The sequence below is a fragment of the Spirosoma profusum genome, from assembly GCF_014699005.1.
GTDB classification, from domain to species: domain Bacteria; phylum Bacteroidota; class Bacteroidia; order Cytophagales; family Spirosomataceae; genus Spirosoma; species Spirosoma profusum.
Genome location: NZ_JACWZY010000009.1, coordinates 66504 through 80275 on the forward strand (window position 1 = coordinate 66504; position 13772 = coordinate 80275).

The 13772-nt window shown below is 50.1% G+C and carries 9 protein-coding genes and 1 other RNA gene; 4 read left to right on the top strand and 6 right to left on the bottom strand.

The features are described from left to right. Positions 1 to 21 precede the first annotated feature (21 nt). The 5 genes from IC229_RS12910 to IC229_RS12930 all read right to left on the bottom strand — a co-directional run bounded on the left by IC229_RS12910 (position 22) and on the right by IC229_RS12930 (position 7056). Positions 22 to 990, bottom strand: a complete 969-nt coding sequence (locus tag IC229_RS12910; RefSeq protein WP_190887399.1) for a sugar phosphate isomerase/epimerase family protein — start codon at positions 988 to 990, stop codon at positions 22 to 24. 93 nt (positions 991 to 1083) lie between these two features. After that, complete coding sequence (locus tag IC229_RS12915; protein WP_190887400.1) at positions 1084 to 4038, bottom strand: PQQ-dependent sugar dehydrogenase; 2955 nt, start codon at positions 4036 to 4038, stop codon at positions 1084 to 1086. 277 nt (positions 4039 to 4315) lie between these two features. After that, positions 4316 to 5482, bottom strand: coding sequence for a serine hydrolase domain-containing protein (locus IC229_RS12920; RefSeq protein ID WP_190887401.1), 1167 nt, complete (start codon positions 5480 to 5482; stop codon positions 4316 to 4318). A 198-nt stretch (positions 5483 to 5680) separates the two neighbouring features. Beyond that, positions 5681 to 6223 (bottom strand): DUF6580 family putative transport protein, encoded by a 543-nt coding sequence (locus tag IC229_RS12925; RefSeq protein ID WP_190887402.1) that lies wholly within the window; start codon positions 6221 to 6223, stop codon positions 5681 to 5683. A gap of 191 nt (positions 6224 to 6414) precedes the next feature. After that, a complete protein-coding gene (locus IC229_RS12930) occupies positions 6415 to 7056 on the bottom strand; it encodes a hypothetical protein (protein WP_190887403.1) in 642 nt (213 codons plus the stop codon). Between the two features lie 164 nt (positions 7057 to 7220). On the opposite strand from IC229_RS12930, the gene ssrA reads away from it, so the two are divergent. After that, positions 7221 to 7594: a transfer-messenger RNA gene (ssrA, locus tag IC229_RS12935) on the top strand. Between the two features lie 275 nt (positions 7595 to 7869). On the opposite strand, the gene IC229_RS12940 is transcribed toward ssrA, so the two are convergent. Then, positions 7870 to 9531 carry a carboxylesterase/lipase family protein gene (locus tag IC229_RS12940; RefSeq protein WP_190887404.1) on the bottom strand — a complete coding sequence of 554 codons (1662 nt, stop codon included), beginning with the start codon at positions 9529 to 9531 and terminating at the stop codon, positions 7870 to 7872. Positions 9532 to 9785: 254 nt separating this feature from the next. Between IC229_RS12940 and IC229_RS12945 the strand changes: the two genes are divergently transcribed. From IC229_RS12945 to IC229_RS12955, 3 genes are read left to right on the top strand one after another with little or no spacing between them, the layout of a single operon-like run. After that, entirely contained in the window at positions 9786 to 10919 is a 1134-nt protein-coding gene (locus IC229_RS12945; protein WP_190887405.1) for an XdhC family protein, read from the top strand. A gap of 60 nt (positions 10920 to 10979) precedes the next feature. Continuing rightward, positions 10980 to 11459 carry a (2Fe-2S)-binding protein gene (locus tag IC229_RS12950; protein ID WP_317171563.1) on the top strand — a complete coding sequence of 160 codons (480 nt, stop codon included), beginning with the start codon at positions 10980 to 10982 and terminating at the stop codon, positions 11457 to 11459. Positions 11460 to 11468: 9 nt separating this feature from the next. After that, positions 11469 to 13721 (top strand): xanthine dehydrogenase family protein molybdopterin-binding subunit, encoded by a 2253-nt coding sequence (locus IC229_RS12955; protein ID WP_190887406.1) that lies wholly within the window; start codon positions 11469 to 11471, stop codon positions 13719 to 13721. The last annotated feature ends 51 nt before the right edge of the window (positions 13722 to 13772 follow it).

Here is a 13772-nt window from a genome sequence, read left to right on the forward strand (position 1 = left end):
GCTACGTAGTAAAGTACTACGTTAAACCAGAATTTTGCTCAGGTTCTGGTAGCTCGTCTGCACGCTGTCGATGGATGGAGCCATGTCCTGTTCGACGAAGAAATACTTCATCCCGGCAATGTCGGCAGCTGCGAATGCCTTTTTAAAATCGACCACGCCGTTGCCCACTTCGGTAAGCGTTTTCAGGTCCTGCTTAATGTCTTTCGTATGCCAGAGCGGGAACCGACCAGGGTGTTCCTTGAACAGTGCAACCGGATCTTTACCCGCTTTGGTAGCCCAGGCCAAGTCTAACTCCATCTTCACCAGCTCTTTATCGGTTTGCGATAGTATCAATTCATACGGCGTTTTACCGCCTTCGACAGGATCGAATTCGGTAGCATGATTGTGATAAGCAAACCCGACTTTTGCTTTTTTGCAGGCTTCGCCCGTTTTCTGAAATACCTCGATGGATTTGTTGATTTCGTCTACCGTGGCCACGGGCGTGCTGGCGCAGACCAGATACGTAAGCCCACCTTCGGCGGCATCATCCACCAATTGCTGGTAGTTATCGCGTAGGCTCATCATCGGCGGCATTTTCGAAAAATCCATACTCGGCCGCTGGGCACCGGCTGGTGCTTGCCCCGGATTGGCGCTGCCCGGTTGGGCGGCCGGAGGGGTAGGACGGGGGCGGAAAGGCGCTCCCATCGCATGGTGTGCACGCCAATGCATGCCCAAATCCTCGACCAATTGTTTAAACTCTTTTGGCTTATAGCCATAATAGCCGCCCCGTGTGCTGAACGCCGATTCAATTTCCTTGTAGCCGATAGCAGCCACTTTTTCCAGCCTAGCTTTCGGGTCTTCGTTCATCTGCCGGAAAAGCGTAAATAACTGAAGGCCAATAGGGCGCGTAGCCGTTGGTACCCACAGATTTTCGGCGGAGGCATAGGAAGCAATAGTTAAGCCACCAATTGCTAGCCCTGATTTTTTGAGAAAGTCTCTTCGTGATGTCATGTTCTTGTTTATTGCAGAGGGCGTGGGGGTAAGGGCAAAGGACTATGCGTGAATGACCAGCCCCGTGCCCTTACCCCTTTACCCTCTGCTACTTTATTTCTTCACATCATTGAACGTAATGGTCGACAGCGAGAGCAGGGGCTCGATGTCGCGGGCCTTATTATTTTTGAAGACAAAGTACACATCATGAACGCCATTCACTGCTTTCAGATCGGCCTTGAGCGGAGTTGGGCCACGGAATGTGAAACCACCGCCAGCCGGTGCTGCAGCCGTAGTTTGGCTGGCTGGCGCCGACGTAGTACTGGCCGCTGGTGTAGCTGGTGGCGTTGGGGTAGACGTATTACTTGCTACGGTCGACGTAGAGGTCGGAGACGTAGTTACGCCCCCCGCGTTCTGAATGGCAGTTGCTGTGGCCGGAGCACCACCCATGCGACGTTCAGTAACCGCTACGTTGGTTTCGCCGATCAAGTCACCCGTAGGCGAATCCAGCCGGATTTCGATGGTGCCGCCTACGCTGCCTTCCCGCTTCTGCGCCTGTGCCGCCAGCTCCAATTGCTTGATTCCGGTGAGGTCGATTTGCTTAAAGGCGATGTAATCGTTGGTACGTGGTATTACGTTGATCCCCCGACCCATGCCCTGACCTTTCAATTCGGCACCCTTCACGATGCTTGCCTCAGAAGCGTTCAGTTGAGGACTACGTAGCACAATGGTCTTCTCGGTCGTTTGTGTTGGAATATTTTTCACCGCACTGCCCGAATTACCCCGATCGGTGTAGGCCGCCCGGATGATGACCGAACCGCGACCATTATCGCCCTCCGGAATTTTCGGAGTGAAGGTTCCTTCAGTGGGCAACGTACTGAATGTTTTATCCGTTACGTGCAGGATGTAATTGATGATCGTGCCCGCGTCGGCAACCGACATGGCGGGGTGAGCAGGCATTGCTACGTCGCCCCAGACACCGACGCCACCGTTACGTACTTTTTTAATGAGTTTATCAGAAATCCCGCCATCGCCTTTGTATTTACCCGCAATGTCGACAAACGACGGCCCGACTGATTTGGTCGAAACCTGATGGCACACTTTACAGTCGCTTTGCGTGATCAACGCCTGCGCTACAGCATATTGGGTTGACGCATCGACGCTTCGTTGCCCCTGCGTTACTTCGGCCAGATCGAAACCTTCCGACGTATAATCGATACTCATCGCTACGCGGGCGGGAGCAATTTTTCCCGACGAGAGGCTTCCATCTTCCTTATCAGCTACCTGAACAGCGTATTGAATCGGCTGGTTGGGGAAGAAGAACGTTTTATTACTTGCCAGGTTGATATCCACTTTAGGGGGCTCATTACCAGCTACGATACGTATCGATTTACTGTTGCTGGCACCCTGCGGGTCAGTTACGGTCAACGTAGCGGTATAAACACCGGCCCTGGCAAACGGTACGTTCGGATTGGCGGTGTTGAACACGCGGGGAGCCACACCAGCCGACGAGATTTTCCATTGGTATTTCAGCGCATCGCCGTCATAATCCTTCGTGCCATCGGCCGACAACGTAGCCTGGAACGGCACCGTACCACCCGTCGTGCTGGCTGACGCCTGAACGTTAGGTTTACGATTACCGCCGTTGTACTCGATACGTACCAGTCTGGAGTTGTCGCTTTTGCGGAACCAGTTACTGCCGTATTCCAATACGTACATATCGCCGTCGGGACCAAATTTCATGTCGATTGGCTCGACAGGGTGATAACTTGGCAAAACGCGCTCCATCGATACGTAATCGCCCTGCTCGTTCATAGTGATGGCCATGATCCAACCGCGCGAAAAATCGGTGGCAATCCACTTGTTCTCGTAATACGCCGGCCAGGGACGCTTTGCGTTTTTAAAATCCGACTGGTGGTAAATTGGTCCACCCGTTGCGCTACGTGCCCCCGAACCCACCAACGGGAATTTTTCAGAAATACCGTAGGGATAATAAATGAACGAGGGAGCTACCGGCGGCAACTCGGTCAGACCCGTATTATTGGGCGACAAATTGATGGTTTTCTTCGGGTCCTTTTTCTCCAGTGGTTTGTTGTTCCCATAGTCAAAAACCGGGAAAGCCTGATCGTTGCCAACAAACCACGGCCAGCCGAAGTTACCCGGTTTGCGGGCCTGATTCATTTCGTCGTAGCCACGAGGGCCAATTTCAGAATCTTCGCTGGCGTCGGGGCCAACTTCGCCCCAATAGATGTAGCCCGTTTTGCTATCGATGGAAATGCGCCAGGGGTTACGGTGCCCCATGCTGTAAATTTCAGGACGAGTTTTTGCAGTGCCTTTCGGGAACAGGTTTCCATCGGGAACGGTATACGTACCATCGGCTTCGGGGTGGATACGTAGTATCTTACCACGTAGGTCGTTGGTGTTCCCGGCGTGTCCCTGATCGTCCCAACTGCTACGTCCGGGGCGTTCGTCGGTCTGGGCCGCCTGCTGATTACCGGTGTTGTTACCGACGGTCAGGTAAAGATTACCCGCCCGATCCCAGGTCATACCTCCGCCTGTGTGGCAGCATACCTCACGCTGAGTGCCTACTTCCAGCATCACTTTTTCGGAACCCTGCACCAACTTATCATTCTGCAATACCCAGCGGGTCAGCAGGTGTTTCTTTTCTGTGGGGTGCGCGTAATACAAGTAAACCCAGTGGTTCTTATCGAAGTTAGGGTCCAGCGAGAGTCCCATTAAACCTTCCTCAGCTTCCCGGGATACACCTTCCGCACTGACGTATTTGGTATTGACCGGAATGTTGGCGATCAGATCAGTCGTTTTGGTGACAGGGTCATATTTTCGAAAAGCACCTTTCCGCTCGGCGATATAAACAGTACCATCTTTCAGTACCTCAAAAGCCATCGGCTCGTCCAAATCGTCGGCAACGACTACCGGCGTAAAGCGGCTTTCGTCGGGTTTGGGTGGCTCGTCCTGGCCGATAAATGCCGTTAAGCCAACAGCCAGTCCGGCGCGGAATACGTAACGGAGGGGGCGCGAAAGCCACGCGTACGAATTTCGGGTAATCATAGGTGTAACAAGGGGTAAAAATCAGATAGATTGGTCAGACGTTGAAGCCAACAGAATAAATATTTTACTGTAAAAGTCTAGTATTTACTATTGTAGCGAAGTGATACAATAGTAGATGTATTCTCTGAAAGCGCCAAATATTATCGACCAAATGGGGGAAAACGTCGACGTTTACAAATTCTATTCGCTAAACGGGGAAACAGTTTATCTGTCGATTAAACGAATGAAGAATGGATGGTAATCAACAAAGTGTAACGTATGTTATTACTATTCAGTACTAGCCAATAAGTAATGGATTCAGAACAGTTGCAAATTCAGGGTGGAAAATGACTTTGCCGCCATTATCGCCATTGGTCAGCACTACAAAACCCGATTGCCGGTTCACCGATCCCATTGTCAGGGAGCGAAAACCCGACTGGCCGCCGGAGTGTAGAATAACAGCGCCGGTTTTTCGCTGTTGGATGGCCCAGCCTAACGCCCAGGCATCGGCACCATCTATCTTCTCGTCTGCCTTCAGTTTAATTTGCGGACGTAGCATTTCGTCGTGATACGTCTTCGTGAGCCGGAACGTATCGCTCGGTTTGGGAGCAAGGACTTCGAGCAAAAAATGGGCGTAATCCGAACAGGTAGTGAGTAGCCCACCCATCGATCCATAGCGTGCTACGTCGGGTTTTATTGGCCTTGTTTTGGGTAGTAGTTTTCCTGTAATATCATGAGGATGAGCCAGATTCTTTGTTAACGTATCGTTCCAGAGATAACTGCTGGATTTCATGCCAAACGGTTGCAGAACGCCCCGCTTCATAAACGTATCAAAATCTGTGGCGCAGACTTTAAGGCCAGCTTCATACTGAGAACAGTTCGTCCTGTCTTCCCTGCCCATCAAATGTGCTATTACCGATTGCAGGTAATAATAGCCTTCCCCCGAATAAAGAAATTGTGTTCCCGGTTTGAAATGGATTTTTAGCGGCTCATCCTCCGTCCGGATATTTTGCAAACCCGTCGTATGGGACAGCACATGCCGGGCAGAAATTAATTTCAGTTGTAGATCGCCTGTCACAAACGGTTTCGGAGCGTACTGGGAGAGTGGCGTATCGAGCTTTATAACCCCCTTTTCGCAAAGTTTCAGAACCGCATACGCAAAAACTGTTTTGCTGACCGAAGCGGCCTCAAAGACTGTATCGGGCGTAACCGGCTCTTTCGAACGGGCATTTCTAACCCCAAAACCCTGCTGCCAGCGCAATTCTCCGTCCTCGACGAGCGCAATCGACAGACCAGGAACGATGGTTTCCCGCATGAGTCGGGGAATGAGCTTTTTTAAATCGGCAATCATCGAATCCGTGCTGGTTCTGGATTTGTAGTCAAACGGACTCGCCTTCAGCCAACCAGCCAGTGGAATCAGGCCAGCCGCCCGACTACTTTCGATCAGAAATTTTCGCCGACGCATGGAAACAGATGGTTATAGGGTTGTAAAGTTGCAGGGTTGTAGAATTGTAAAGTTATAAAGTTAGCTGACGCCAGGACACTGTCTGTGAGGTAATTAACTCTATAATCTTACAACTTTACAACCCTATAACGCTTCAACTGAAAATAAGAAAGCACAACCGGTCTGATTGTGCTTTCTTATTGTGAGAAACTATTGGTTTCAGGCGTGTACGGGACGTAGCACCGTGAAGCGTTGCTGAAGCAGGTAATAGCAGCCAAATAATAAACCGCTGAAAAACAGGTCGCCCAGAATTCCATTCAGGAAAAAGGACGTACCATTGTAAAACGCCATTCCGGCAACGTAGCAGCCCATCAGACCAGCAAGCGTTTGCGGATAGTAAGCGCTACCGTACCAGACGGCGAAATTAGTAATCAGAAAGAATAGGAGGGAAGACGTCAGCGAAGCGGCTGCTACTTTCCATACCGTAGGCCGACGTAGCGCCCAAAGCCCAAGTAGCCACGTAACAACAAAACTGATGTATACGGCCTCCATATTGCCGTGGAAGCCAATCACTACGTCGCTCAGGAACATGGCTACCAGCGGAGCCACCAGCCCCAGCCACTTCCGTTCGAACGTAGCAGCACCAAACAGGGCTAAAGCGGCCACAGGTGTAAAATTGTACCAGTGCGGCAAAATGCGAAACAAAGCCGTTGTCAACACCAAAAGTGTCAGCGTGGTCAGGCGAATATGAAGTGGTTTCATGAATGCAATAATAGGTATCAACCAGTCAATGGAAACAGATCGACCACAAGAAAATGGTGATTTGTCGTTGTTTCCTGCTGCAAAGATAGTCCCGGAAATAGAGACCGCAAAGCCAATATTAACTATGAAGTAGGATGTATGGAATATGATACAGGATGTGCTGCCCTACATCATCCTTCATATAGACAAGCTCAATTTGCGGAGTAGTGATAAAGGTAAGCGATGAGCCGCTCGAAATACACCTGTTCGTAGGGGTTTTGCGTCTGGCGGATCAGGAGATGACGATAACTATCGACCAGCCCGTCGAAATGGGCGTTGTGATTCAGGCGGGCGGTAATCAGACCTTTGTAGCAACGATGGGTTTGATTGTATACGTACTGGCATGGCTGGCCCGGCTGCTCATTCAGTAATCGGTCGAGGATAGGTAAAGAACAGGATTCGGTTAAAAAATTGAAACCAGAAGCCTGAAAAAACTCCTCGATATGCCGACAATTCGCGCGTAGTTCTTCGTCTGAATGAATGCAGTAACGGACGTACTGAAATCCGTTGAATTTACCAATAGAGACAAGCAACGTGTTGGCATCGGCGCGCAGGTCGATCAGGTTATTGAGAAATTGCTGGGCAATCTGCTCAACCTGTTCATTCCGGCAGCCTACGTGCACATCCAGAACGGTTTCGTTTCCGTGAAAGACCGGAGATAACAGTACGTTCTGGAAACCGATATCGGTCTGGCGTCGATACTGTTTTTTTTCGGGCAGCCAGGTAAACTGATGCGCTTCAAAGAACGGCGTCAGATGCTGGTATAGGTTTATTTCAAAAGGTGTAAAGGTCATGGCCAGACATAAAGAGGATTTATGCTCGGATAACTAATTCTGCTCCAATAAGTTTACGGAATTGGCTTCCACTAAAAAATCGTATACTACGTTCTCATTGAACCAAAACGTATCAATTGGAGTTAACAGGGGACACGCCCACTCATACGGATACGTGTCAACCTGGGGACGACCGGAATTGACAGCTTGTTGAGGTCGCGTGTAAGCATGTCGGGAGTTGACGGAATTTCCCGCCCTAACAAATCGTCAAAACAATAACTGGCGAATATAATTACGCCATGGCTGCCTAATCCGGAGGATTAAGCAATAGCCATTGTCTCCCCGGCCTACGTGCTGCTGGCTGGATCAGGAGGCATCGACTCGCAGCGCTGGCTCGGTTTATGGTGTTAACGGCCGAGTGAGAAACAAGCACCTACGGATGAAGCTTGGTCTGGTACACACCGGGCCGATTCCCGACAACCCTAAGCGTACCTAAGCATGTAGAAAGCACGACGGTTTCCTGGACTGGACGAGGGTTCAAATCCCTCCGTCTCCACAAAAAAAAGCAAAAACCCCGAAAACAGGTCGTTTTCGGGGTTTTTTGTAAGGTACAGTTGTACCCTCATTGTAATTGAAAGGGTAAATGAAAGCAGCACGATTCACAGATTGGGCGCGAGTAACTTGAGATGACTAATGCTTAGTTTCGCCGTCTCCACAAATGAGTATAAATTAAGTGTAGGATTTACACTCAGTATTACACACAAAAGCGGAGGACACGTAACGTATTTTCCGCTTTTGTGCTTTAGATAGGCCCTGTTAACATGCCGACAGTTATTACAGCTTGCCGAGTGACCGCCACATGGCTAACTCGTCATTGAACCGATTGTTAATTACCTCACAGGTGGTGTCGATCCGCATCGTTGGTCGGGTTTTCAGGTTGTAGGCAGGCCATGCTGGTACGTCTTTGGCGGCTGGCTTGCCAGTGCGTGCGAAAGTGGTCCATAGTTCAGCAAAATGATGTGAAGCCGCAAATCGTTCAGGTCGATTGCCGCCAAAGAAACTCTCTTTAGGAGCAGAGCCGTCGCGGGGTGGAATTTCGTTGTTGAACTTGAACGAAATATCCATTGCGTGGGGCGTTCCCATCGCATAATCCGTACCGGGAATCTTCTTTTCGGATTTATAGCCGAAGTTGTAAAGGTATACCGATGCACCTCCCTGTTTTGCTTTTTTCTCGGCAATGTCCACTGAACCCAGGCCCATCATGGTAATGGACGAAACCGCAATAAATATATCCGGAGCCGAGGATTTAGGATTGGCTTTCCGGTAGGTGTCGACAATCTTGGCAGCATCTGTTCCGTACGGCGGCTCAAGTTTTTTCTGAAGCCCCTCGAAGTCCAATTTAGTGAATTCCGTGTCTTTTCGTTCCCAGGCAAAAAAAGTGTATTCGTCTTCATTCCAGCCAACCAGAAGGGGTTTGTTGAGTGAAATAGCTGGTGCGCCTGGATCGAAAGGATGATGAGGAAGCACTACGTCATCAACCACCGGCCCAAACCCACCGTAATTACGACGCATTGTACCCTGATTCCGATTTTTTTCCTGAAAGGGTGGTACAAATGGTAATTTTCCCTGAATGGTTAACAGATCAACTGCCGGTACGTCCAGCAATTTTCGCCAGTCTTTGGGGGCAATGTTTAACTCTTTCAGGAGCATAGCCGTCGTTTCGGCTGCTACGTCCCTGGGCGTCATCCGAACACCTGGTCCGCTCTCGATTGATGCCTTATTGAAGTATGGAGCCGCTTCGGGCATGGCATACAGGCAGGAGGTTTTAGCCCCGCCCCCCGATTCACCCCAAATCATTACGTTAGTCGGGTCGCCCCCAAATTGAGCAATGTTGTCGTGAACCCATTTCAGGCCAGCCGTAATATCCAGCATGCCCATATTGCCTGATCCGGCGTAGTCGCTACCGGCAATCTCATCCAGATAAAGAAAGCCCAGTAACCCGAGTCGGTGGTTGGTCTCCACAACCACCACATCGAAATTTCGGGCCAGGCTTGATCCATCCTGACTCGCTGAAGCACCAGAACCGATCACGAACCCACCGCCGTGGCTATAGAACATTACGGGGCGTTTGCGATTGTCGGTGGCTGGGGTCCAGACGTTCAGAAACAGACAGTCTTCGGCAGGGGCTGGTTCGTTACGTCGGGGAGCCTGAATGGCCGGTGGGCCAACCTGTAACGCATCCCGAACGCCGGTCCAGGACTCGAGCGGGGCCGGTCGGCGAAAACGCCGATCACCGGATACCCGACCACTGTAAGGTATTCCTTTGAATATGCTCACTCCATCATTTCGCATGCCTTTGAGCCGCCCATAAGCGGTATCAACCTCAACAAAATCAGCGGCTTGACCATCCGATGAAAACCCATATCGGGGTACGTAAATGGCAGCCGTTGCCAGTGATAATTGCCCTAAAAATGTTCTCCGGTCGATTGGGTTCATACGCCTGATTGGTTAAGGAAAAGATTTTCGATGCGAAGCAATCAAGTAGGGTAGTGATTGAGGTAAAATAAGCCGTAGGGGCCACAACAAAACTACATCCTGCTTTTAAAAATTTGGCTATTTCCACTGCTCTCAAAAATAGCCTCTCCGAACATGGAATTACTGGACGATCCGGCTAAATCAGTAAAAATGGTAGTAACATCTGTAATCTGTATACCAGCTACCACTAATATAGACAAGATCTTTGTGAGGTTATGAAAGAACTCAATCGTATACTGGCCGTTTATGATCAGATTGACTTTAGCCAGCGCCGGGTGGCGTTGGCTACGGTTGTGTACGTGGAAGGGTCGGCATATCGACGTCCAGGAGCCCGAATGCTGGTCACCGACGATGGACGCTGGGAAGGTGCCATCAGTGGCGGTTGTCTGGAAGGTGACGCCCTTCGAAAAGCTCGTCAGGTAATGCTGGATGGTAGACCGATGGTGGTACGTTATGATACGATGGACGATGATGCCAACAGCCTGGGCGTAGGACTCGGCTGCAACGGCATTATCGATGTGTTTATCGAGCCGATTGATCCAGCTAATCCATTTAATCCCATTGCCTTGTTGCGTGAGTTTAGTCAGCACCGGGATCGCCGGGTAATCGCAACCGTTTGCCGTAAAACGCACACTGTCGATTTACTAGAAGGCCGTCGTTTTGTCCTGACTGGCCATGCAACAGACGTCATTCCAAACTGGCTTCGGCACGATATGGAGCTAGTCATGCAAGTCGGAAAGCCTTTGACAACAATGATACCCTTGGCTTTTGGTGGCGTTGAGGTTTTTATCGAGCGTATGGACCCAGGTATCGAACTGGTGATTTTTGGCGCTGGCTATGATACGATTCCACTCACCCAGCTAGCCACAGAAATCGGCTGGTCTGTAACGGTGACCGAAGATTGTATCGCTCACCTGGCCCCTAAACGATTTCCGGCGGCTACCTGTTTGCTCTACGCCGATGCCGAAGCTGTAACGGAGAAATTGTCATTCACCGATCGAACAGCAGCCGTTTTGATGTCTCATAATTACAACTATGACTTAGCTGTATTAACAAGCCTTCTGCAAACGGAGGTACCCTACATCGGTGTGCTTGGCCCGCGAAAGCGCTACGAAAAGATGAAAATCCACTGGGATCGAACAGGCGAGTCATTTACCCCGGCATCGCTCAAACGGGTGCATTCCCCAATTGGCCTGGACCTGGGCGCAGAAACACCGGATGAGATAGCGCTTTCTATTCTAAGCGAAATCAAAGCCTTTTTTAGTCGACGGCCAGCCGGTTTTCTGACTGACAGACCTGGCCCCATTCATGAGCGCTTAACTATCGCCGATGAGGTTGTTTTGTATTGATCATGAGTCTATATTGACTTGTAATTAAGTATTTTACGTAACGAAATAAACCCTATAACTGTGGCTATTTATAATCTAAAAATCAACGGAAAAATCAAGCAGGTAAACGTCGATCCGTCGACGCCTATGCTTTGGGTATTACGCGATCATCTGGACCTGCCCGGCACCAAGTATGGCTGTGGTATTGCCCAGTGCGGGGCCTGCAAGGTGCATTTAAACGGCGTAGCAGTACCTTCCTGCCAGCTACCTGTTTCAGCCGTTGGCAAGCAGGCTGTAACGACGATTGAAGGACTGTCGGCCAAGGGCGATCACCCCGTACAGAAGGCCTGGCTGGAGCACGACGTAGCACAGTGCGGCTACTGCCAGGCCGGGCAAATCATGACAGCGGCCTCACTACTAAAGGAAAATCCCAAGCCCACTGACGCCGACATCGATGCGTATATGAGTGGCAACATCTGTCGCTGTGGTACGTACCTACGTATTAAAGAAGCCATCAAATCGGCGGCTAAAGAAGCTAATACGTCGTCCACTCGTAAATAAACCCTGACCATGGATACTAACAAAACGACTTATAATCGGCGTTCTTTCTTAAAGGCTTCGCTACTTTCAGGTGGCGGTATGATGCTTAGCGTGAGCTGGTTATCAAGCTTTAAAGCGGCTGACAAATTAGAAGCACTGAACTTGCCTCCGCAATGGTCACAACTCAATGCTTACATTCAAATCACCGCAGACAACGTAGTAAAACTGCTGTGCCCAAATCCCGAATTTGGTCAGAACGTAATGACGTCGCTGCCGATGATTCTGGCCGAGGAATTAGACGTCGACTGGAAAAACGTGGTTGTTGAAATGGGCCATCACGACAATACGAAGTTAGGGCCTCAGTTTACGGGTGGAAGCAATTCAGTTCGAATGTATTGGAAGCCATTACGAGAAGCTGGAGCGGCCGCCCGCCAAATGCTTCGGGAAGCAGCCGCTCAAACGTGGAGTGTGCCCGTTGATGACGTAACGACCAAAGCTGGCATGTTACAGCACTCGAGCGGAAAATCGGCGAAATATGGCGAAATGGCAACTAAAGCTGCTACTCTCGCTGTGCCGAAAGGCATGAAATTAAAGGCTCCAAAGGATTTTTCGATTGTCCGGAAATCGAAGAAAAATGTGGAAGGACAAAAAATAGTCACCGGCAAACCACTGTTCGGGTTGGATTATCGCCAGGAAGGTATGCTTATCGCTATGATTCAGCACCCGCCTGCCTTCGGCATGAAACTGAAATCGTTTGATGCTTCACAAACCCTCAAAATGCCGGGTATTAAGGATGTCTTCAGCCTCAAATTGTACGAAGATAGTTTCGAGCAGGGCGGTTTTGATACCCGTACATTCAACGATTTGTTGGTCGTCGTGGGCAAAACGACCTGGGAAGTGATGAATGCCCGCAAAAAGTTAAAAGTGGAATGGGAACCTGCCGGCGATACCAAAGACACCATGATGGGCAGAGGAGGAAAACGGGAAGTTACTGTTCCGGGCGGACTCGAAAGTACTAGTGCCCAGCTTGACAAAATGGCCGAATACGCCAAAAAATCGGCTCAGCAATTGAGGAAAGACGGCGATCCTGAAACCGCTTTCAAAAATGCGGCTCAGATTATCGAACGTACCTATAACGCACCGTTTCTGGCTCATAACTGCATGGAGCCGATGAATTTCTTCGCCCATGTTACGGAAGAAAAAGCGCTGTTGGTAGGCCCGTTGCAGGCACCGGGTTGGACAGAACCGACACTATCAAAAATTTTAAAGCTTCCGGCCGACAAGATTGAGATTCAGATGACCCGGATGGGTGGGGGTTTCGGCCGTCGAGCTTATGGCCATTATCTGACCGAAGCGGCTCTGATCTCGAAAAAAGCCAAAGCGCCGATCAAACTGATTTATACCCGGGAGGATGACATGACTTACGGCATCTATCGTCCGATGTATACCGCTACGTATCGGGCGGCTTTAGATGCGAACAAAAACCTGATTGCGTTTCATGTAAAAGGGGGTGGCATACCTGAGCATGCGATCCACGCCAACCGGTTTCCGGCTGGAGCCGTCGATAATTACCTGGCCGAAGGCTGGGAGATTCCGTCCAACATCACGATTGGAGCCTTCCGCGCCCCACGCTCCAATTTCAACGCAGCCGCTGAGCAATCATTTCTGGATGAAGTGGCCGAAGCAATGGGCAAAGACCCCATCGAATTTAGACTGGAACTCTTAAAACGAGCTAAGGAGTCCCCGGTCGGTAAAAATAATGAGTATGATCCCGACCGATATGCAGGTGTCCTGAAACTGGTAAAAGACAAGTCAGGCTGGAACAAACCAGGTAATGAAAAGTACCATCGTGGGGTTGCCGCTTACTTCTGTCATAACTCGTACGCAGCTCACGTAGTGGATATGGTAACTCGTGATGGTCAACCCTATGTGGAGCGGGTATTGAGTGCGATGGATTGTGGTATTGTGATAAATCCCGATGCGGCAACCAATATGGTGCAGGGAGCGGTGGTCGACGGGATCGGTAATGCATTTTATGGTGCTCTGACGCATAAGGCTGGGGCTGCTGAACAATCGAACTTCCACAACTACCGCATGATACGTCATAACGAAGCACCTAAGCAGATTGAGGTTCACTTTGTCGAAAATGACCTTGATCCAACCGGGTTAGGAGAGCCTCCTTTCCCTCCGGTATTTGGTGCTGTGGCCAATGCGTTGTATAAAACTACGGGCAAACGGCACTATAATCAACCGTTTAAACCTGTTTTGGATAAGCGCATATAACCCTGGTCAGAATGGGGTGTCACACCTGATACGCAGACAAAACACAACGGT

Bases quoted from the DNA above. Each gene is read 5' to 3' on its own strand.
- IC229_RS12910 (WP_190887399.1), bottom strand. From the start codon at position 990: ATGACATCACGAAGAGACTTTCTCAAAAAATCAGGGCTAGCAATTGGT.
- IC229_RS12915 (WP_190887400.1), bottom strand. From the start codon at position 4,038: ATGATTACCCGAAATTCGTACGCGTGGCTTTCGCGCCCCCTCCGTTAC.
- IC229_RS12920 (WP_190887401.1), bottom strand. From the start codon at position 5,482: ATGCGTCGGCGAAAATTTCTGATCGAAAGTAGTCGGGCGGCTGGCCTG.
- IC229_RS12925 (WP_190887402.1), bottom strand. From the start codon at position 6,223: ATGAAACCACTTCATATTCGCCTGACCACGCTGACACTTTTGGTGTTG.
- IC229_RS12930 (WP_190887403.1), bottom strand. From the start codon at position 7,056: ATGACCTTTACACCTTTTGAAATAAACCTATACCAGCATCTGACGCCG.
- IC229_RS12940 (WP_190887404.1), bottom strand. From the start codon at position 9,531: ATGAACCCAATCGACCGGAGAACATTTTTAGGGCAATTATCACTGGCA.
- IC229_RS12945 (WP_190887405.1), top strand. From the start codon at position 9,786: ATGAAAGAACTCAATCGTATACTGGCCGTTTATGATCAGATTGACTTT.
- IC229_RS12955 (WP_190887406.1), top strand. From the start codon at position 11,469: ATGGATACTAACAAAACGACTTATAATCGGCGTTCTTTCTTAAAGGCT.